Genomic DNA, 18,091 nt, shown 5'->3' with positions numbered 1-18,091 from the left:
CCGGCCGGGCCGGCTCGGCCCGGAAGATGAGCCGCCCTCGCCTGCGACGACGGGCCATCCGGGCGGTGATCCCGCAGCCCGCGGGACCGGCCGCCCGGGGAGCCCCCGAGCAGCGGATACGAGGACCTGAACCAGTTCAGGGCCCGGTCCCAGGGACCCTGGGCGAGGCGTTCGCCAGTGCTTCGGTCACGGCGACCACCGGCCACGCGCATGCCGGCGGTCCGCGCCACAGGGGCCCGCCGCGCTTGAGGGCCGTGCCAAGGGAGACACCGGCGACCTACTTCATGACGATCACCGGCGCTCCCGAGCGGCACCGATCCGTTCCCGGCCCGTAGCCGTCCGTCACGGGGACCCCCCGGGCCGTGGGCGGTGCTGCGAGGCGCCCGCGCGGACGCGACCGAAGGCGCCCGCGCGAACGTCCGGCCCGGACGCCGCCTACTTCGGCGCGACCCAGACCTGGCGCTTGTCGCCGCCCGCCGCGTAAAGCTGCACCGCCGTGCCGTTGTCGGTCTTGCCGCCGGTCACGTCCAGTACCTTGCCGGAGGCAACGTGCACGATCTGACCCTTGGCGTTGACCGTCCACCGCTGCGCGGACGTGCCGTTGCAGTCGTAGAGCTGGATCTTGTTGCCGTTGGCGGTCAGGTCGCGCGAGTCGTCCAGGCACTTGCCCAGCGCGCGGAACGTGCCGTCCTTCCCGAGGATCCACGACTGGGCGACCGAGCCGTTGCAGGTGTACAGCTGGATCTGCGTGCCGTTGGCCGCCTTGCCGCCCTTGACGTCCAGGCACTTGCCGCCCAGGCCCGTCACCTTGCCCTGCGGGGGCAGCGCGGCCCCGGCCCCGGCGGCGAGCAGCCGCAGCCCCTGCACGTCGAACTGCTGGACGTACGTACCCGCCCGCTTGTCCTGGTACGCGTACGTCGGCGAGCACATGACCGGGAACTCCCCGGAGTCGGTGCCCTTGACGCAGTCGCCCTTGGTCAGGCTGCGGTTGGCGTGGGTGAGGCCGAGCGTGTGACCGATCTCGTGGCTGATGTGGTTCCTCATGTACGTCTCGCCCATCGCGGCCGTGGGCTTGCCCTGCGCCGTGAAGAACGAGTCGTCGATGTAGGCGTGTCCGCTGGTCACCGTCTCCGGCACGGAGGAATTGGTGAAGCCGCAGCTGAGGTTGGCGGTCCCGGAGCCGTCGCGGACCACCTTCCAGCCGGTGCTGCCCATGCTGCCCTCGCCGGCGGGCGGCACGCACGGGCGGTGCAGCACGCCGACGATCACCTCGCCCTTGAGCCGGACGTGTTCCCAGCCCACGGGTTGGGTGTCGACGGTGACCGGCAGCGTGGTGATCCGCTGGAGGTCGGCGGCGGTGGCCTTCGCGTAAGGGGCCAGCCAGTCCGCGGACTTCTGGTCGTAGAACTTGATCGTGTAGCCGGTCGTCAGCCACTTGGTGGCGCCGCTCAGCTTCCACCCCTCGCCCGACGGCGGGTTGGTGGTGCCGGCCGCGGCGACGCCCGAGCGCGGTACGGCCGCCGCCGTGTCGCCGAGCGTCAACACGCCGTCCTTGAAGGCCGTGTTGTCGCTCGTGGAGGTGGCGGAGTCCGCCGCGTGGGCGTCCAACGCGTCCTCGACCGGCGGGATCGTGACCGTCTCGGCGGCTTCCGCCCCGCTGTCGGTGTCCTCGGTACCGAACGCGGTGGGGGTGAGGAGCCCGCCGCCCGCGACCGCCGCCACGGCACAGGCGGCTATCAGTGTTTTCCGGTACTTGCCTATGAATGCCAAATCCCCGTTGCCTCTCCTTGTGGAAGCTCCCGGGCGTACCCACCATCGCGTGGGGCACCGGGAGTTGATCAGATCATAGGAGAGGATGGAACTACCGCCTCCGTCACCCGCCACGCACGAAGTCCAGCCCCTGGCCGGCAGCGATCGACACCGCCGTCCACCGACTCCCCGGCGGCCCCGCCGCAGCCATGCCGACCGAAGTCACGACGTCTGGTTCGGTCACGGCGCGACAGTCATGCCCGGAGTCCGCATCGGCCGCGGCGCGATCGCCGCGGCCGGCTCCGTGGTCGTCGAGGACGCCCCGGCCTACGGCATCGTCGGCGGCACTCCGGCCCGCCTCCTGGGCACCCGCGCCCCCGCTGTCTACCGGGCGGCAACGGCTGAGGGTCGGCCCCGACCGCACGCGGGCGCGCAGCGCCCGGGGAACGTTATGCGCTCCTCGGAATGAATTCCTCCGGAAGGGTTGACGCGGGCATCAGGTCGGGCGGATCGTGATCGCCTCAGCTACGCGAGCGCTGGAGGTCCCGTGAGCAAGTTCCGCACGAGAGAGATGACCGTGCCGAGCCGCACCGCCGTCTGCACGGTGCCGGCGCGAGCTGAGGTGGAACTGAGTAACGAAGAGCTCCTTGAGCGGTACCCCGCTGTTGCCGAGATCATGGCCCGCTGGAACCTCGAACGAATGAGCGACGCCGAGATCCAGATCTAGGCAGGCCGCCTGCGAGGCTGATCCTGGGCCCCCTGGCATGGAGCGGGACTCTCCCGACTCTCCCGACCCTCCCGACGAGCGACGTGGCGCGCCGGGGCTCAGGCGCCGGCGCTCCACACCCCGGGCCCCCCGCCCTGCCACCGGATCGGCCCTTCCTCTGACAGGTCCACGTCCTCGAAGCCGGCCCGCCGCAGGAATTCGGACACGTCCCCGAGGTTGAACGCGCGGCCGAGGTCGGCGTCGACGCCGAGGACGTGTGCGGTGACCTTCCGGCCGCCCTTCGGCGATACGGGGTGAACGACGATCTCCGTTTGGTCGGCCATGCATCCAGCCTGCGACGGGCCGGTCAGTCCGGCACCCCGAGGGCCGTGCCCACCGGAGAGCGAGTGCACGCTTCGACGTCCTCGGCCGGCGCCTGCCGACTGAGCCCGGCCTCAAGGGCGCGCCCGCGCGCCCGGTCGGGCACTACTCCGACCGGGCGCGTCCCGGTGGTATCAGGGCTTGCCGTCTTCGCTCCGGGAAGCGGGGCGATCGTCGTCACCCTGGCGGTTCCGGCGATCTTCGCGTTCGGCTTCGTCGAGCTCCCGCATACGACGCTCGACGCCCTCCTTCAGGCTCTCCCGCTCCGGCGGCTCGGGCTTGGCCTCGGGCCGCTGGATCTTCTCACGCAGGCGATTCGCGCGCTCCTTGCGCTGCTGGGCGTCCTCACTCACGACAGTCTCCCTGTCAGGCGGGCTGAGGCGGTACGGTGACGATTGTCCTCCAAACCTCGCCTTACTTCCCTTTGCCCTTCCCCTTGCCCTTCCCCTTCTCCTTCGCCGTGGCTTTGAAGGCATTGGCCGCCGGGTTCGCCCCCTTCAGCCGCTCGATCTGGGCGCGCCATTCGTCGGCCCGGGCGCTGGTGGACTCGTCGACGCGGGCTGTGAGGGTCCGCGCGGCCAGGTAGGGCTTCGAGGAGGGACCGCTGGCGGCCAGGCGGCTGACGGTCTTGGTCTGTGCGTCGATGGCCTCGCGGATGCTGCCGCCGCCCGACAGTTTGCCGAGTTTGCGGAACGTCGGCTCCTTGCCCTCGAACCACGTCTGCTGCCACCACTCGTCCTTGACCGGGTCCCGCCAGCTGATGTACCCGCCGCGCAGGATCGTCCGGGGCGCCTTGATGTGACCGCCGAAGCTGTAGCGCACCCCTGCGACGGTGACCGGATCGTAGAAGCGGGGGGTGAAGAAGTCGGAGACGAGCTGGCCGTTGACGGTGTAGCCGAACTCCTCGGCCTCCGAGGGGTCGGCGACCTCCACGAGGAACTCGACCTGTCCCTGGTCGGGGTGGGGAGACTTGCCGGACACGACACGGTTCCCGAAGGTGTCGGCCAGCATTTCCAGCATCTCGTGGCTCGCGGTCAGCGACCAGCTGTCGCTGAACTCGATCAGGGAGTACGGCTGTCCGTTCTCGTCCGTGTGGAACCCTGCCGCGCCGGGCACGTCGTCGACCACGATCAGCGGCCAGTACCCGACGGGAACGTCCTCCAGTCTGTCGAAGGCGTCCACTGTCGCATTCACTTGCCACAGCGGTGCGAAGTCGCGACTCGCCTGTTTCTGGAGCGCGGCGGCGACGCGGTTGAGCTGTGAAGGACTGATCTGGTTGGTCTTGGTCTCGGGTACGAGCGCGAGCTGTTTGATGAGCATGGTTGCGGCTGACCTTCCGTTTGGGGGCAGCGGCTTGGAACCACTCCGGCTCCATGGCCGCCGGACCCATCGAGCTTCACCGAGCGGCGGCCCGATCCTGCGGGCACACGTCCGAAGCCGGGGAGATATCAGCCGAATGGCGGTTTACGAAAAGCGTTGCCCTGAGCTTTGGCTGAGGTCCTGGCGTTCGGCGGACAAGTCGCCGGGATACCGCCGTCGTTCACTCACATTGCCCAGGAGGCGGCAGTCGCGGACAGGGAGCGGTCTCGCTTCTTCCGCTATATGCAGGCCCGTGGATACGCAGTGGGAGCCGGAGGAGACCGCCAGGTCCATAGGCTCACCCGCCGCACCGCGCAGCGCGACTGGACGACGGGGATCGGCCCGGCCGGGTCAGTCGCCAGACCGTCCGCCGGCGCATCGGGCGCCGCAGGCGCCGGCCAGACCCGGTTGCGGGCCGTCATCCGGTGGTGGACCGCGTGCCGGGCCGGGGACGTCCGCGGGTGCTGGAGGACCAGCCGCGGCTCGTACAGGATGTCCCAGCCGTGGCCGATGGCCCGCCAGGCCAGGTCGGTCTCCCCGAATTTTCTGGCCTCGGAACGGCTGACCTGGTGTGTGGCCTGGAGCAGCACGTGGTGGGCCACGCTGAGCGACGCTAGCATCGGCACTCGCCGACGACTGGAGTTTGCCGCTATGACGTTGCCGCGCATCGGGGTCGTCATCGTGACCATGGGCACTCGCCCGCGGGAACTGGACGCCTTGCTCGCTTCTGTGGAGAAGCAGGATGTTCCTGCGGCGCGAGTGGTGCTGGTGGGCAACGCGACCCCTCTCACCGATGTCTCGGCTGACGTCACCAAGATCCCGCTTGAGGAGAACCTCGGCTGTCCCGGAGGCCGCAATGTCGGCCTGAAGGCCCTGTGCGAGTCGGGTGAGGTCGACGTCGTCATCGAGCTGGACGACGACGGGCTGCTCATTGCCGACGACGTGTTCCGCACGGTCGGGCAGCTGTTCGCCTCGGACCCCAAGCTGGGAATCGTGGGGTTCCGTGTCGCTGACGAGCACGGACACACGGAGCGGCGCTGGGTACCCCGGCTGCGTGCCGACGATCCGATGCGCCGCGGCTTGGTGACTGCTTTCCTCGGCGGTGGCCATGCCTTCTCGGTTCCGATGCTCAACGAGATCGGCCTGTGGCCGGCGGAGTTCTTTTTCGGACATGAAGAGACAGACCTCGCCTGGCGAGCACTCGATGCCGGGCGGAAGATCCTCTACGAACCCAAGCTCGTCCTCCAGTACCCCAAGACCTCACCAGCCAGGCATGCGGTGTACTACCGGTTCACCGCCCGAAACCGGGTCTGGCTTGCCCGACGCCGACTCCCGCTTGCCTTGGTCCCGGTCTATCTCGGTGTGTGGATCCTACTCACCCTCGCCCGCATCCGATCCCTGACCGGCCTGAAGGCGTGGTGCGGTGGGTTCATGGAGGGAGTACGGACTTCATGCGGCCCGCGCAAGCCGATGAGGTGGCGGACGGTGTGGCGTATGACGCGGCTGGGCCGGCCTCCGGTTCTCTGAGCAGTCATGGCACTGCCTTGCCCCCATCAGAACGGGAGAGCGTCGACAGGACCGATCAGAATGCGGCCCCAGTGCCTCGCGTCAGAGAATCGGGGCGGTGAACGGGCGTACTACGAGCACTGCGCCGGCGAGGCGCCAGGCCGCGCGGCGAGGCCAGAGCACCCACGGGCACGGCGCCCGGCGTACCGCCACCACCAGCGTCCTCGCAGCAGTGCGCGGCTTGTCCCCCGAGCGGTGGGAGGCGAGGGCGTCCGCAATGGCCCATCGGACGGCGACTGCGGAAATCGCTGTCCGATCACCGGAGTTCGGTGATAGACATCCGGCGTGGAAAAGAATCTTGAGTTCCCTGACCTGCTGCGACTGATCGATGAACGGTCGACCGCCTTCCGCGCCGCGGTCGCCGCCGCGCCCAGTCTCGACGCACCGGTGCCGACCTGCCCCGAGTGGACGCTGTTCGATCTGGTGAAGCACCTGGGCGGGGGAGACCGATTCTGGGCCGCCATCGTCGGCGCGGGGCCTGCCGACGCTCCCCCGGCCGAGGCCACCGCTGCGCGCGCCGCTCTGGAAGTGCCGCGGGAGCGTGAGGCCCTGCTGGGCTGGCTGGCCGCGTCGACGCAGCTTCTGCTGAGCGCCCTGCGCGAGGCGGGACCGGAGAGCGGTTGCTGGGCGTGGTGGAGTGCCCTGCAGACGCCGCGGACCGCCGGCGGAGTCGCCCGGCACCGGGCCCAGGAGACCGCGGTGCACACGTACGACGCCCAGCTCGCCGGGGGCACCCCGCAGCCCCTGCCGGTCGAGGTGGCACTCGACGGCGTGGAGGAGTTCCTGTTCACCTGCGTCGCGACGCCCAGCGCCTGGCCGCACAAGCCCGCCGTCTTCGACTTCCACACCGCTGAGGGCCCCTCCTGGCGCCTCACGGCCGACGGCGACGGCGCCCGCTCCACCCGCATCCCCGCGCCCACCGCCGCGACCGGCGAGGACTCGGACGCAGCCGGCGTCTCCATCCATGGCACGGCCGGTGAGTTGGTCCTCTACCTGTACGACCGCATCCCGGCCCACTCCTTGCGCGTTGACGGAGACGCAGGGCTGCTCGACCTGCTCCGCGCCTGGGAGCCGGAGGAATAGGAACGTAGCGGGGGACCCGGTCAGAGCTCTAACTCACGGCCCCCACACGATCAGAGACGAGTACATCGACAGCCGGGCAACCGCCGTCCGGCTCGCTCTCCGTATCCAGCGAGCCGGACCCGCCCGGTGATCATTTGTCAGGTAGGCCACAGGTGGTTGCTCTCCTCGCCAACCCGCTCAGCGGCGGCCTCCGCTCTCACCATCGGTGAACCCACTGCCTGGTCCAGCGTGGGGAAGCCAAGTGAGCAAGTCTGACCAGAACCTGAGCGGCAGGTGGGGAAATTCGAGGTGCTTCCGCGGTTCAAGCCCCTCCTGTCTTGTCGTTGATCTGGAAGCTGATCACGTCGACTTCGTCGGTTCCCGCCAGATCTGGGTAGTGACCCTTGAGGGCTTCCCGGAGTTCGGTTGCTGTCGTCAGCCCCTCGGCTTGGGCGTCCTGGTTGGTGAGGTCGCTGACCAGGCAGTGCCTGACGCCGGTCACCTCTGCCGGCAGGACGACTTCGGGGTCGCTTTCAAACACCAGCCGTGCCGGCCCGAGCTGGGCAGGGTCCCGGAAGCGGGTGGTCTTGGTCTTGGCGCCAGAGCGGACGTCTTCAAGGTAGCGGGGGTTGAACCGGATGACCGGGGGACCGGCCGTCTCGGGGTCTTGGTAGAGCAAGGGGTCGAGACCGTTCATGCCCGCCTCCGGGGTCCATCGCTGAGCCAGCGGCATCAGGTCGGCGGCCAGCACGGACATCAGCCCCGCGGGCGTGGGCACGATGACGCGCATGGTGGGGTAGTAGTCCACGAAGACCTGCCGATCGCGCCCGCACGGGCCGATGACCCCGCGCCCGTGGTTTCCCACGGCAACGATGCAGCGCATCTGGCGTGCGCCCTGGGCCCGCGCAGCTCCCAGAGCCACGAGTTCGGCGCAGGGCCCCCCGGTGAAGTGGTAGAGGTTCACGCCGGCGAACATCCGGTAGTCGGCGGCCATGACCGCGGCCCCCATCGTGTGGATCCCATCTTCGTCGGGCCCGGCGTCGGTATGCGCGTCTATGGTGCGGCGTGCCAGCTCCACGAGCTCACGCTCGTCATCATCGAGAGCCCGTGCAGATGACGGTACGTACACGTTTTCAGCCTTCCCTTTCGTCAGCAGTCGCCGAAGATCATTCCACGCCACGCAGGTGGGTTCCACGGGAATTCGGCTTGCCTTGATGGTGGTCCCGTGGGCAGGGACGGAGCGGCCTGGCTGGGCTGGTCGTGGTCACGGACGGACGACCCCGGGCCACGGCTGCCACCTGCTGATGAGACTTCTTCAAAACGGCTGTGGCGGATGTCTCGTGATGGTCACGGAGGCTGGGCGAGGACGAGGGTCCACAAGAGCGCGAAGGAGGCTCGGCCGTATGACGCCGTTTGAACAGCTTGATCCTCGTGGCCTGGCCTGGCCTGGCCTGGCCTTCGACCGAGCCGGAGCTCCAGGGCAGGGTGAGGCCGTTCACGACGGCGTCCCAGTCGCTCTGAAGGAAGGCGGCGAAGCCCTGGACCGGCGAGGGCCCCCGTGATCGAGGGCGCGGGTCATCCAGGCGGGGGCTGGGGATCGGCTGCGGTGGGCCGATCAACGCGGCAGGCAGACGCGGTGCTGGTGGGCGGGTCGTTCGACGGCACGGGCGAGTCAGTGCAGCAGGTGCCGCCTGTCGGCCACCTGGATCGCGTCGGGTGCCGCGCGGGAGGCGGCCTGGCTGAAGGTGCTGCACCGATCTCGGCAGATGACCTTGATTCCGGGGTGATCGGCGAGCCAGGCAGCAACGGCGCCAGCGGTGCGGTCGGGCAGGAGATCGACCGGCCGTCGTGGTTCGACGTCGATGAGGACGTTGCCGTAGGTGGCGCCCCTCCGGAACGCGAACTCGTCGATCCCCATCACCGTGACGTGCGCGGACGGCGGGTCCGGCAGTCGCCGGAGTTCACCCGGGATCATGTCCCGGCTCGTCCTCACCGGCAGGTGGCCCGCGAGCCGGTCGCCGGCCCGGCCGCGGCGGACCCGCAGCCGAAGCAGCACTCGTAGCCCACCCAACGGGCGGTCCGCCGGACGCCGCGTGCACGTGCTGTGTACGCGTGACGCGGTCACGTCGCACGAGGGGCACGTCACCGCCGGCTGCCGCGCATGCAGGGCGATGCCCACCGCATTGATGACCAGCCCCTCGACGTCGGCCACACCGGATCCCAGAACCGTTCGTCCCCCACGAACACCCATGCTGATGAAGGGAGATTGCGGGGCACGCCCCTTCGCCGGAATGCGGCAGATCGCGTGTTCGCCCGCTGGGGCAGACCGATGGGGACGTCCGCGACGGCGCGCGCGCTGAACCCTGTGCCTCCACCTGAACCCGAGGTGCAGACCTCCTCCTCATGCCGAAGCGGCCGCGGACCGTCACGCCCTCGGGCAGGATGGACGGATGCGCTCGACGGAACCTGAACCTGAACCTGAACCGGCAGCGGTAACGAGGGCGGAGGCACTGGCCAACACGGGTGAGCGGCGCCTGCTGGGCATCGCCGGCCCCCCGGGGGCCGGAAAGTCGACACTGGCTGCCCGGATCGCGGACGCGCTCGGCCCGCAGCGGGCCGTCGTGGTCCCGATGGACGGGTTCCACCTCGCGCAGGCCGTGCTGGACCGCACGGGTCGCGCCGACCGCAAGGGCGCCCCCGACACCTTCGACGCCGCCGGCTACGCAGCCCTGCTACAGCGGCTGCGCGCACCGCAGGCGTCCACGGTGTACGCGCCCGCCTTCGACCGCTCGCTGGAGGAACCGATCGCGGGCAGTATCCCCGTCTGCCCGGACGTACCGCTGGTGATCACCGAGGGGAACTACCTGCTGCACGACGTGGGGGAGTGGGCCGCGGTACGGCCGCTGCTGGACGAGGCCTGGTACCTCGACCCGGCAGAGGACCTGCGCCTGGACCGGCTGATCGGCCGTCACGTGCGGCACGGCAAGGACCCGGCGTATGCGCGTGCCTGGGTCGCACGCTCGGACGAGCCCAACGCCCGCCTCGTCGCCCTGGGCCGCCACCGCGCCGACCTTGTTCTCAGTACCGTCTGATGACGGCGGGACGGGCAGGTTTACATGCTCCCGCCGGCACCCGTGCACAGTTCCGGGGCGGAGGCGGAAGGCACGAGACAGATGGGTCACCACGACCTCAGCCGCAAGGTACAGACAGCACAGCACAGCACAGCACAGCACAGCGCGGGGACGGCCGGCTCGATCTCGTCCCTCGTCTCCCCCGCCGCGATGTCCTTCGCGATCGAGCCCGCGTCCACGGAGCACCGCCCCAGCCAGGCTGCTGCCTCCTCGGCTCGAGCCCAAACCCAGCCGGTGAGGCCGGGACGCGTCGATCCAGGCGGGGAGGAAGTGGCCGAGGCCGACCCGCCGTCGCTACGGAATCCGCACGAAGGCTCCCGCACGGGCCGCCGCCACCGCCGCCCCGGCCGCCCGGCGGGCCGCGGCCTCGTCCAGCGGGGCGTCCGTGGTCAGCAGCCGGTAGTACAGCGGGGCGGAGACGGCCCGCACGACCTCGGCGGCGTCGGTGCCCTCCGGCACCTCCCCCCGTGCGACGGCCTCCTGGACGCAGGGCGCCCATTCCGCGACCCGGATCTCGTAGAAGCGGTGCAGGGCCTCGGCCGTCCGGGTGTCGCCCACCGCGGCCGCGATGACGGCCTTGAACAGGGGGCCCTGGCGCGGGTCGGACAGGGTGCGCCTGACGAGCCCGGCGTTGGCCAGCAGGTCCCCCTCCAGCGAGCCGGTGTCGGTGCGCGGGAGTGACTGTTCGGCCATGTCCGTCAGCAGGTCGGTGACGAGGCCGGCCACGGTGCCCCAACGCCGGTAGACGGTGGTCTTGCCGACGTCGGCCCGCCGGGCGACCTCGGCGAGGTCCAGCCCGTGGACGCCCTGCTCGGCCAGCATGTCCCCGGCCGCCTGCAGCACGGCGGCCCGTACCCGGGCCGTCCGTCCCCCGGGGCGGACGGTCCCGGGGTCGGCGGACTCGTCCCCCGCACCCCGCGCACCCCCTGCGTCCTCCGTGTCCCGCGAAGCGTCCATGGGCATCGGGGCATCACTCTCAAATGTCATAACGGATCCCTGGTTCCATTAGCGGTGTTCGCCTGTTACGTTGGAACCACCTTAAAGGTTCTGCGGTTCCATTACCGCTTGTGGAGGGAGTCCGTCATGGAATACAGGCAGCTCGGTGCGTCCGGCCTCAGGGTCCCCGCCCTCGGCTTCGGCGCAGGCACTTTCGGCGGCCGGGGCCCCGTGTTCGGCGCATGGGGCAGCACGGACGCCCAGGAGGCGCGCCGGCTCGTCGACATCTGCCTCGACGCCGGCATCACCCTCTTCGACACCGCCGACGTCTACTCGGCGGGCGCCTCGGAGGAGGTGCTCGGCCAGGCCGTCAAGGGCCGTCGCGACCAGGTCCTCATCTCCACCAAGGCGGGGCTGCCCACCGGCGACGGCCCCGGCGAGTACGGCACCTCGCGCTCCCGCCTGATCGGCGCGGTCGAGGCCGCCCTGCGCCGCCTCGGCACCGACCACATCGACCTCTTCCAGCTGCACGGCTTCGATGCCGCCACCCCTGTCGAGGAGGTGCTGTCCACCCTCGACCAGCTCGTCGGCTCCGGCAAGGTCCGCTACGTCGGCGTCTCCAACTTCGCCGGCTGGCAGCTGATGAAGTCCCTCTCCGCCGCCGACCGGCACGGCTTCCCCCGCTACGCGGCCCACCAGGTCTACTACTCCCTCGTCGGCCGCGACTACGAATGGGAGCTGATGCCCCTCGGCCACGACCAGGGCGTCGGCGCCATGGTGTGGAGCCCCCTCGGCTGGGGACGCCTCACCGGCAAGCTGCGCCGTGGCCGCCCCCTGCCCGCCGGCAGCCGGCTCCACGAGACCGCCGACTACGGCCCGCCGGTGGAGGACGCCTACCTGTACGACGTGGTCGACGCCCTCGACGAGGTCGCGCAGGAGACGGGCCGGACCATCCCTCAGGTCGCCATCAACTGGCTGCTGCGGCGCCCGACCGTCTCCACCGTCCTCGTCGGGGCCCGCGACGAGCATCAGCTGCGGCAGAACATCGGCGCCGTCGGCTGGGAGCTGACCGCTGGGCAGATGGCCCGCCTGGACACCGCCAGCCACCGCCCGGCGCCGTACCCGTACTTCCCGTACGAGCGCCAGGAGGGCTTCGCCCGCCTCAACCCCCCGCTGACGGCCCGCAACTGACCACCCTTGCCCGCCCCCGGCTGATGATGTGCCTCCCTGAAGAGCGGCCCTGACCGGAGTCCCGTGAATCCCCAGTCCACGGCGTTCCGGCAGGGCGGTCCGGACTCGTGCGGGTTGGCTCGCTGGATGATGTGCCGACCACTGGCACCTGCTGCAAAACCTCGCCGCGCAGTCGAGAAGTCCTGTCACCAGCACCAGGCCCCCGCCGCTCATGCAGCTCCTGCTGAACGAACGGCACTACGCAGCCCTCAGCGGCAGGGGCAGGGGCAGGGGCGGAGGGGCTGCGGTCCCGGTTGCAACGCTCTCTCAAGCAGCCGCACCCTCTGATGAACTGGTACTAGGCAGAAAGCCTTCGAGGCGTCCTCGCGGTGCTCGAATCCCTCGCTGTCCTGCTCAGCTCGGCCAGTTGACCTGTCCGCTCTCGACCTGAAGTACATCCGGAACCTCCGCCTCATAAAACCTGAGGGATCCGATCCCGACTGCGTTCTCCCTGAGCTGGTGCCTCTCGTGAGCCCTTGTGGCCAGCCAGTGCAGCAGCTCGCCCACCCTCTCGAACTCGTCCGGATGGATCTCCTGTCGTGACGTCAGCGACCAACCGCTCCGCGGCTGGTTCACGTGAGGGACCAGTTCCGAGGAGAGCACACCACCCACCCGCCACGCCGCGCCGCGGCCGGCGAGCAGTGGGTAGGGGTCGTCCTCAATCACCGGTATCCCCGAGTCGTCCTCTACTACGACCGGGAACTCGGTAACTATGGACAGGCGCACGGGTTGGGGTCCGATGCCCAGATGCCAGCTCAACTCGGCGAGTTCCTGCTCGGAGATCTCGCCCTTCAAATCGACGCCGATCGTCAGCTCGTAGATGTCACTCACTCGGTGAACCCTACGGCTGGCCCCTGACACTCTTGCCATACCCGGCGAGGACGACCGGCAGTGCGATGTCGCCTCGAGACCGGTCACCGCGGCCTCCGGCTGGCCTTCCCGCCCGTCGCCCCGGTTGGACCGGCATGAGAAAGACGATCTACGCAGTGACGGCGGCGGCCCTGGTGCTCGCCGCCGCCCTCTGCGCACACCCCCCGTGCACGCCGACGCGAGGGCCAAAGACGGCAAGGGCCTGCGGGTCGATGACGTCGCCGCCTCCATGGACGGCCATGGAACCGGGTTACGCGGCCGCCTGATCACGTACACCCCGGACGGACACCGCTCGGAACTGACCGGCTGGAAGGACGCGACCCCTGTAAGCACGGCCATGATCAAGCTGCGCGCCGGCGAACGCGCCCTGCGGCTGGGCACGTTGGCCGTCGTCGCGCTGGCTGCCGCCCTGGTCACCTCGCCCTGCGCAGCGGGCAGCGCCCGGACGCGGTGACGGTCGAGGCCGAGGCGGAACCGCTGCGGTGCTTCGAAGGCGAGCAGGTGACGGTACGGATCACGCTGTCCTACGACGGTGAACCCGCCCGCCTGGACCCCGGCGTCACCCTCGGCCACGGGGTCCGGCTCGACCACCTCGCAGTCGGCCCGCACCGCGTCGATCTCGTCCTGACCGCGCGGCGCTGGGGCCGCTGGACGCTCGGTACGGTCGAGGTCGACGTCTACGACCCCGGAGGGTCGGCCCGGCGCACCGTGCGAGCCGAACTCGGTGACATCGCCGTCTTTCCGCTGCCCGGACACGCCGGCCTCACGCCCATCCCGGTCCGGCTGCCACAACGGCTCGTCGAGCACACCGTCGAGCAGCGCGGCGAGGGCATCGAGGTCACCGGCGTGCACCGATACGTGCGCGGCCGACGGCAGCGGCGGATCCACCGGCCGGCCACCACCCGCCGCGGCGCCCTCCAGGTCCACCCGTTCGCCGCGGAGCGCACCGCCGACACGGTGGTGCTGCTCGATGTGCTCGCCGACGTAGTCAACCCGGTCACCGACGCTTCCTCGCTCGACGAGACCTTCCGTGCCGCTGCCGGGCTGGTCCGCGCCTACCTGCGCACCCACGACCGGGTCGGCGTCGTATCGGTGGGCGGCGCGACCCGCTGGCTGCAACCGGACAGCGGCCAGGGGTACTTCTACCGCATCGTCGAGAGTGTGCTGGAGGTCCGCAAGGACCGCGCGTACCGCACGGAGGGACTCAGCCCGCTCCCACCGCCCGCGCGGGCGGACCCTGGCAGCCCGCCGCAGGACGACGGTGCTGCCGGCGGCGATCGCGGTCGCCGCAGCCACCGGCCCCCTGTCTGGCTGGTCGTCTGCATGGCCGCCCTGCTGCCGGCCTACCTCCTCGTCACCGACGCGTGGACAGCCGGTGTCAGCGCCCCACCCGACTGCCCGCGAGCGACACCCGCCCTGGCGGCCGCCGCTGCGACCGCAGTGGTACTCCTCGCCGCCCAAGCCCCCGTCGCAGCCACCTCCTGGGCACGTATGCCCGCCTCACTCGCCATCGCCGAGACCACTGGCGAGGTTCGCGCCGATCTCGACGACACCCCAAAGACCGTCAAGGCGCCGACCACCCCGCCCGCCTCCAGGCCCGTGCACTACAAGCAAGGAGTATGCGGCTGGAGCGCCGAGGCCCACACCGGTGATCTGACTGCGACGGCGCCGTACAGGAGGTCCCGGCAGGACCGGTCAGGCCTTGCGTCCGCCTCGGCCGCTGTGAGCGAGGGCGTCGGCGAACTGGTGGTGGATCACGGGCGAGCAGCCCGGGATGCCCGCTTGGGCCGCCTTCGCATGAGCCTCGGCCGCCTCTGAACCGTGTGGGGACGTCAGCGGTAGCCGGCTATCCAGACCGGGAGGAAGTCCTTGGTGAGCAGCACCTGCGACTGGGTGTCCGGCAACCGCTTGCCGTTGATGTCCGCCGCGGGTGACATGGGTGCGCCGGCGGCCTCGTACGCCTTCTCGGACGCTTCCACGAAGTCCGCGTACTTCATCTCCTTGACCGCAGAGTCGAACGCCGGCCCGCGCAGGCCCTCCACTCGTGACGCCGTCTCGAGCAGGAATGTGTCGGTGTAGCCGTCGCTGTCCTCCTCAGGTTGGTTCCGGAGGAGAACGGCCCGGTACTCGGTGAACTTGCCCTGCTCCAGCGCGGCGCGCAGGGCGTTGGCGGCCTTCTTCGAGCCGGTGCCGCCCAGCCGGTCGTCCAGGGCGGAGGACAGGGTGTACTCGGTCCGTGCTTCCTTGCCCAGCGTCATGTCCAGCAGCGAAGCGCCTGCCCCCGTCACCTCGACCTCCCTGCAGACGGAGCACCGCATGTCCTCGTAGATGTGAACCGGCATCCGTCGCGGGTCCCCCACGACGATCGTGGTCCCGTCCGGCGCCAGGGCTTCCGGAAGCTCCTCGACGGCGGCGTACGGGTGGCGGCGTTCCCGCTGTGCGGCGCTCGTCTGGTCCCCGCAAGCCGTCACGGTCAGCCCCAGCAGGGTGACCGCCACCAGTACAGGACGAATGCGTTGGGCTCTCATGCAGATGCGGCTCTCTAGGTGTGCGGTGAGGGCCCGTCCGTCTCGTGCAGATCTGCTGGACCCACGGTGACGCCAGTCGTTGCGGGCCAGGCCGACAATGGGCTTCGGCCGCTTCGGGCTCGCAGGCGGACGAGCCCAGGAGATGTTCGTGTCCCGCCACGATAGTGCCGGCTCGGAACACGGGGAAACCGAATTCCCCTACGGCGGTCGACAGAACGAGGCGGACACCCACCAGGTTGTAGATATGGCAGACGCTCTCGGCGATCTGGGTCTGAGCCATGCAAGAGGCAGTGGCCGAACTCCGCCGCGAGCTTTTTGACGGTCGCTTCCGGCGGGACGGGGAGGTATGGGGCGGGAACCTCGGCGTCCGACGGCTTGCGTGGCGGGGCTGTGGCGCGTGCGGGCGAGTTGGCAGGTGCGTCCGACGGGGAGGAGGGCTGTGGTCTTTCCGGCTGCGGCGGGCCCGGTGACGATAAGTGAGGGCTGGCTGTGGTCTGCTGGCGCCGGCCGAGGAACATCAGGGGGTGCGGACGCTGGCGGCGAGGGTGTAGATGGCGGGCGTACGGACAATGACGAACGCCGAGTGGTAGGCCGGGCCCACCCGGGCCGGCCCGAGGGGCGACCGCTCTGGTCCGCAGGGCTGGACGGGCTCGGTCGGCGCCACCGGCACCGTGACGACCGACGCCGTCGTCCCCCGTCCCACGGCCCCTCGCCACAGGCTTCGGTCAGCCGCCATACGGCACGGGGCTGCCCGGCCTAGTCCCGGATGCGCCCGAGCGGTGCGGCCGTGAGCCTGGCTGCATGAGGAGGCCTAGTGTGGTGGTGCATCCCCCGGACAGCCGGGGGCTACGGGCGGTGACCGTCAACGGGGAGCCGGCCGGCAGTGCCTGGAGCGTCCGCGACCTCCGCAAGCAGCTGCACCGGGCAGGGCTCCCGAAGGACATGGACCTGGCCGACCGCACGACAGTGACCTGGCGCGAGGGCGGCAGGGACACTTGGCCGGACCGTTTGTGGCGCCGCCGCGGGATCATCGCGCTGATGGCCGCCGGCCTGCTGTCGTCCATGATTCTGCTCGTCGACGTCGGCCGGGTGGACGCGCTCGGCGCGCTCACCTTCGCCGGCCGGATCACCGGATTCCTGTTCGTCTTTGCGGGCGCGGCGCAGGGCCTCGCGGCAGCAGCCGTCTTCGACTACTGGGGCAAGCGGACGCTGGCGTACTCCGGGGCGCTGGTCCTGGTCGGTGTGCTCATCGCACTCGCCACCGAGGGCGTCTTCCTCTTCCTGTGGTTCCAGCAGCGCGAATACACACGCTACGTTCCGGCGTTCTTCGCAATTTCCCTCTGGACCCTGTGGGCCCTATGGGCCGTGCGGTCCCAGCAGCCGTGGAAGGGAATCCCGCATCCGAAGAGATTCACGGCCGGTCTGACCGCCACCGCCATCCTGGCCATCGCAAACTTCGCCTACTCGACGGTCTACCAGCCCGCTGCGGCTAACCTCACCTTCTCTATCGACGCCACCTTCGGGAAGCCGGTGCCGGACCTCGTGCGTCCCGTGATCCACCTGCCCGTGGAGATGACCATCCGCAACACCGGTACGGTGCCCGCCTACGTTCTGGCAGCGGGGTACCGCGTTTCCGGACGTACCTCCGAGTTTGAGAAGGACAGAGCGAAGTTCGACCAGAAGGAGTGGCGGAAGGCCGCTGAGTGGAGCATCGACACCGAGCTGCACGTCGACCCCATCGGATACCAATCACTGAACGTGGGCCCGATCCTCACCCCCGGCCTGATGCTCTACCCTGGCGACACGCGAGGCTCAAGAGCCGTGGTCCAGATTCCCAAGGACGCGAATTATGATCTGATTGTGACCGGTGTGGGCATCTCGCTACTGCGAGCCGATCGGGCGAAAATCGGCGCCGAATTCGCCGTCCCCGCGTTTTCGTGGAACCAGCAGGACCCCCGATTCTACGAATGCAACCCCAGTCCTTGCCCGGATTACGTCATGCACCACGGAAGACTCCGCTACAGCAATAATCTCCTCAACGTGACACGACGGCCGCGCTACATCAGCTCGGTCCGAATGCTGGGTGAGAACGGAGCCGAATCGGATATGTTCGTCAGCTCCTACAACGCCGAGGGAAAGTTCTCCCGGAAGCAGGAGTCCCTGGACAGATTCGGCATTACCGGTGTGCTGGGCGGGGGCGCGATGACTCCCTTCGCAGCTCTGCTGCCGGCGCGCACCCCACAGCCCTGAGTTTGGGCTCGTCGAAGTGGGTCACACCCATACATGGAACTGGCCCCGCACCTCCTCGACCGCTCTGAACGGCTGACGGGGATCCGGCCGACGCTGCTTGCAAGGCCCAACGCCACGTAGTCTCCGTCCTCAGGATCCCCATAGCCCCGGTCCCACCGCACGCCCGCAGCCTCAGCTTCGGCCGTCCTCCCCGCGGATCCGGGCCTGCCACCTGTGGCACGGCAGCGACTCCGCCAGGTGTTGAAGAAGCGCTGGCCGCGCCATGCCTCGAGGTTGCCGATCACGAAGAGGCGGCGTTTCGCCCTGCTCACCGCGACGTTGAG

Annotated in this window: 17 protein-coding genes and 2 pseudogenes; 9 read left to right on the top strand and 10 right to left on the bottom strand. The window is 69.9% G+C overall.

Annotation, left to right across the window (positions count from 1 at the left end):
- Positions 1 to 435: 435 nt before the first annotated feature.
- Entirely contained in the window at positions 436 to 1,722 is a 1,287-nt protein-coding gene (locus B4U46_RS01220; RefSeq protein WP_237292497.1) for a ricin-type beta-trefoil lectin domain protein, read from the bottom strand.
- A gap of 250 nt (positions 1,723 to 1,972) precedes the next feature.
- On the opposite strand from B4U46_RS01220, the pseudogene B4U46_RS01215 reads away from it, so the two are divergent.
- Together B4U46_RS01215 and B4U46_RS01210 are read left to right on the top strand one after the other, a co-directional pair.
- A pseudogene (locus tag B4U46_RS01215) lies at positions 1,973 to 2,122 on the top strand (antibiotic acetyltransferase); the annotation flags it as partial.
- Between the two features lie 174 nt (positions 2,123 to 2,296).
- Positions 2,297 to 2,476, top strand: coding sequence for a hypothetical protein (locus B4U46_RS01210; protein WP_079423248.1), 180 nt, complete (start codon positions 2,297 to 2,299; stop codon positions 2,474 to 2,476).
- Positions 2,477 to 2,574: 98 nt separating this feature from the next.
- Here the strand turns inward: B4U46_RS01210 and B4U46_RS01205 are convergent, their stop codons facing one another.
- The 4 genes and pseudogenes from B4U46_RS01205 to B4U46_RS01190 all read right to left on the bottom strand — a co-directional run.
- On the bottom strand, positions 2,575 to 2,799 hold the full coding sequence (locus tag B4U46_RS01205; RefSeq protein WP_079423246.1) for a hypothetical protein: 225 nt from the start codon (positions 2,797 to 2,799) through the stop codon (positions 2,575 to 2,577).
- A gap of 171 nt (positions 2,800 to 2,970) precedes the next feature.
- Positions 2,971 to 3,189, bottom strand: a complete 219-nt coding sequence (locus B4U46_RS37190; RefSeq protein ID WP_123995957.1) for a hypothetical protein — start codon at positions 3,187 to 3,189, stop codon at positions 2,971 to 2,973.
- Positions 3,190 to 3,250: 61 nt separating this feature from the next.
- Positions 3,251 to 4,156 (bottom strand): hypothetical protein, encoded by a 906-nt coding sequence (locus B4U46_RS01195; protein ID WP_185117354.1) that lies wholly within the window; start codon positions 4,154 to 4,156, stop codon positions 3,251 to 3,253.
- Positions 4,157 to 4,493: 337 nt separating this feature from the next.
- Positions 4,494 to 4,731, bottom strand: a pseudogene (locus tag B4U46_RS01190) (glycosyltransferase family 2 protein); the annotation flags it as partial.
- A gap of 115 nt (positions 4,732 to 4,846) precedes the next feature.
- Here B4U46_RS01190 and B4U46_RS01185 point away from each other — a divergent pair.
- Together B4U46_RS01185 and B4U46_RS01180 are read left to right on the top strand one after the other, a co-directional pair.
- Positions 4,847 to 5,722 (top strand): glycosyltransferase family 2 protein, encoded by an 876-nt coding sequence (locus tag B4U46_RS01185; protein WP_079423242.1) that lies wholly within the window; start codon positions 4,847 to 4,849, stop codon positions 5,720 to 5,722.
- A 324-nt stretch (positions 5,723 to 6,046) separates the two neighbouring features.
- Positions 6,047 to 6,844, top strand: coding sequence for a maleylpyruvate isomerase family mycothiol-dependent enzyme (locus tag B4U46_RS01180; RefSeq protein WP_079423240.1), 798 nt, complete (start codon positions 6,047 to 6,049; stop codon positions 6,842 to 6,844).
- A gap of 301 nt (positions 6,845 to 7,145) precedes the next feature.
- Here the strand turns inward: B4U46_RS01180 and B4U46_RS01175 are convergent, their stop codons facing one another.
- A complete protein-coding gene (locus B4U46_RS01175; RefSeq protein ID WP_199848418.1) occupies positions 7,146 to 7,901 on the bottom strand; it encodes an ASCH domain-containing protein in 756 nt (251 codons plus the stop codon).
- 594 nt (positions 7,902 to 8,495) lie between these two features.
- Positions 8,496 to 9,035, bottom strand: a complete 540-nt coding sequence (locus B4U46_RS01170; RefSeq protein WP_159402050.1) for a transposase — start codon at positions 9,033 to 9,035, stop codon at positions 8,496 to 8,498.
- 238 nt (positions 9,036 to 9,273) lie between these two features.
- Here B4U46_RS01170 and B4U46_RS01165 point away from each other — a divergent pair, with 238 nt between their 5' ends.
- Positions 9,274 to 9,915 (top strand): nucleoside/nucleotide kinase family protein, encoded by a 642-nt coding sequence (locus B4U46_RS01165; protein WP_079423236.1) that lies wholly within the window; start codon positions 9,274 to 9,276, stop codon positions 9,913 to 9,915.
- Positions 9,916 to 10,248: 333 nt separating this feature from the next.
- Here B4U46_RS01165 and B4U46_RS01160 read toward each other — a convergent pair whose 3' ends face one another.
- Positions 10,249 to 10,911, bottom strand: coding sequence for a TetR/AcrR family transcriptional regulator (locus tag B4U46_RS01160; RefSeq protein WP_100864833.1), 663 nt, complete (start codon positions 10,909 to 10,911; stop codon positions 10,249 to 10,251).
- Between the two features lie 126 nt (positions 10,912 to 11,037).
- On the opposite strand from B4U46_RS01160, the gene B4U46_RS01155 reads away from it, so the two are divergent.
- Positions 11,038 to 12,081, top strand: a complete 1,044-nt coding sequence (locus B4U46_RS01155; RefSeq protein WP_079423232.1) for an aldo/keto reductase — start codon at positions 11,038 to 11,040, stop codon at positions 12,079 to 12,081.
- A gap of 393 nt (positions 12,082 to 12,474) precedes the next feature.
- On the opposite strand, the gene B4U46_RS01150 is transcribed toward B4U46_RS01155, so the two are convergent.
- Positions 12,475 to 12,951: a hypothetical protein gene (locus B4U46_RS01150; RefSeq protein WP_079423230.1), complete on the bottom strand. Its 477-nt coding sequence runs from the start codon at positions 12,949 to 12,951 to the stop codon at positions 12,475 to 12,477.
- Between the two features lie 205 nt (positions 12,952 to 13,156).
- On the opposite strand from B4U46_RS01150, the gene B4U46_RS38720 reads away from it, so the two are divergent.
- Together B4U46_RS38720 and B4U46_RS38715 are read left to right on the top strand one after the other, a co-directional pair.
- Positions 13,157 to 13,444 carry a hypothetical protein gene (locus tag B4U46_RS38720; protein WP_237292495.1) on the top strand — a complete coding sequence of 96 codons (288 nt, stop codon included), beginning with the start codon at positions 13,157 to 13,159 and terminating at the stop codon, positions 13,442 to 13,444.
- Positions 13,441 to 14,808 carry a DUF58 domain-containing protein gene (locus B4U46_RS38715; protein WP_237292493.1) on the top strand — a complete coding sequence of 456 codons (1,368 nt, stop codon included), beginning with the start codon at positions 13,441 to 13,443 and terminating at the stop codon, positions 14,806 to 14,808. The genes B4U46_RS38720 and B4U46_RS38715 overlap by 4 nt, the downstream gene beginning before the upstream one ends.
- Before the next feature lie 14 nt (positions 14,809 to 14,822).
- On the opposite strand, the gene B4U46_RS01140 is transcribed toward B4U46_RS38715, so the two are convergent.
- On the bottom strand, positions 14,823 to 15,518 hold the full coding sequence (locus B4U46_RS01140) for a DsbA family protein (RefSeq protein WP_079423228.1): 696 nt from the start codon (positions 15,516 to 15,518) through the stop codon (positions 14,823 to 14,825).
- An 816-nt stretch (positions 15,519 to 16,334) separates the two neighbouring features.
- Here B4U46_RS01140 and B4U46_RS38710 point away from each other — a divergent pair.
- On the top strand, positions 16,335 to 17,768 hold the full coding sequence (locus tag B4U46_RS38710; protein WP_237292491.1) for a hypothetical protein: 1,434 nt from the start codon (positions 16,335 to 16,337) through the stop codon (positions 17,766 to 17,768).
- Positions 17,769 to 18,091: the final 323 nt, after the last annotated feature.

Origin of the sequence: Streptomyces katrae (assembly GCF_002028425.1) — a bacterium.
In the GTDB taxonomy this organism is placed as follows: Bacteria; Actinomycetota; Actinomycetes; order Streptomycetales; family Streptomycetaceae; genus Streptomyces; species Streptomyces katrae_A.
This window is presented reverse-complemented; position numbering and strand designations above follow the sequence as displayed.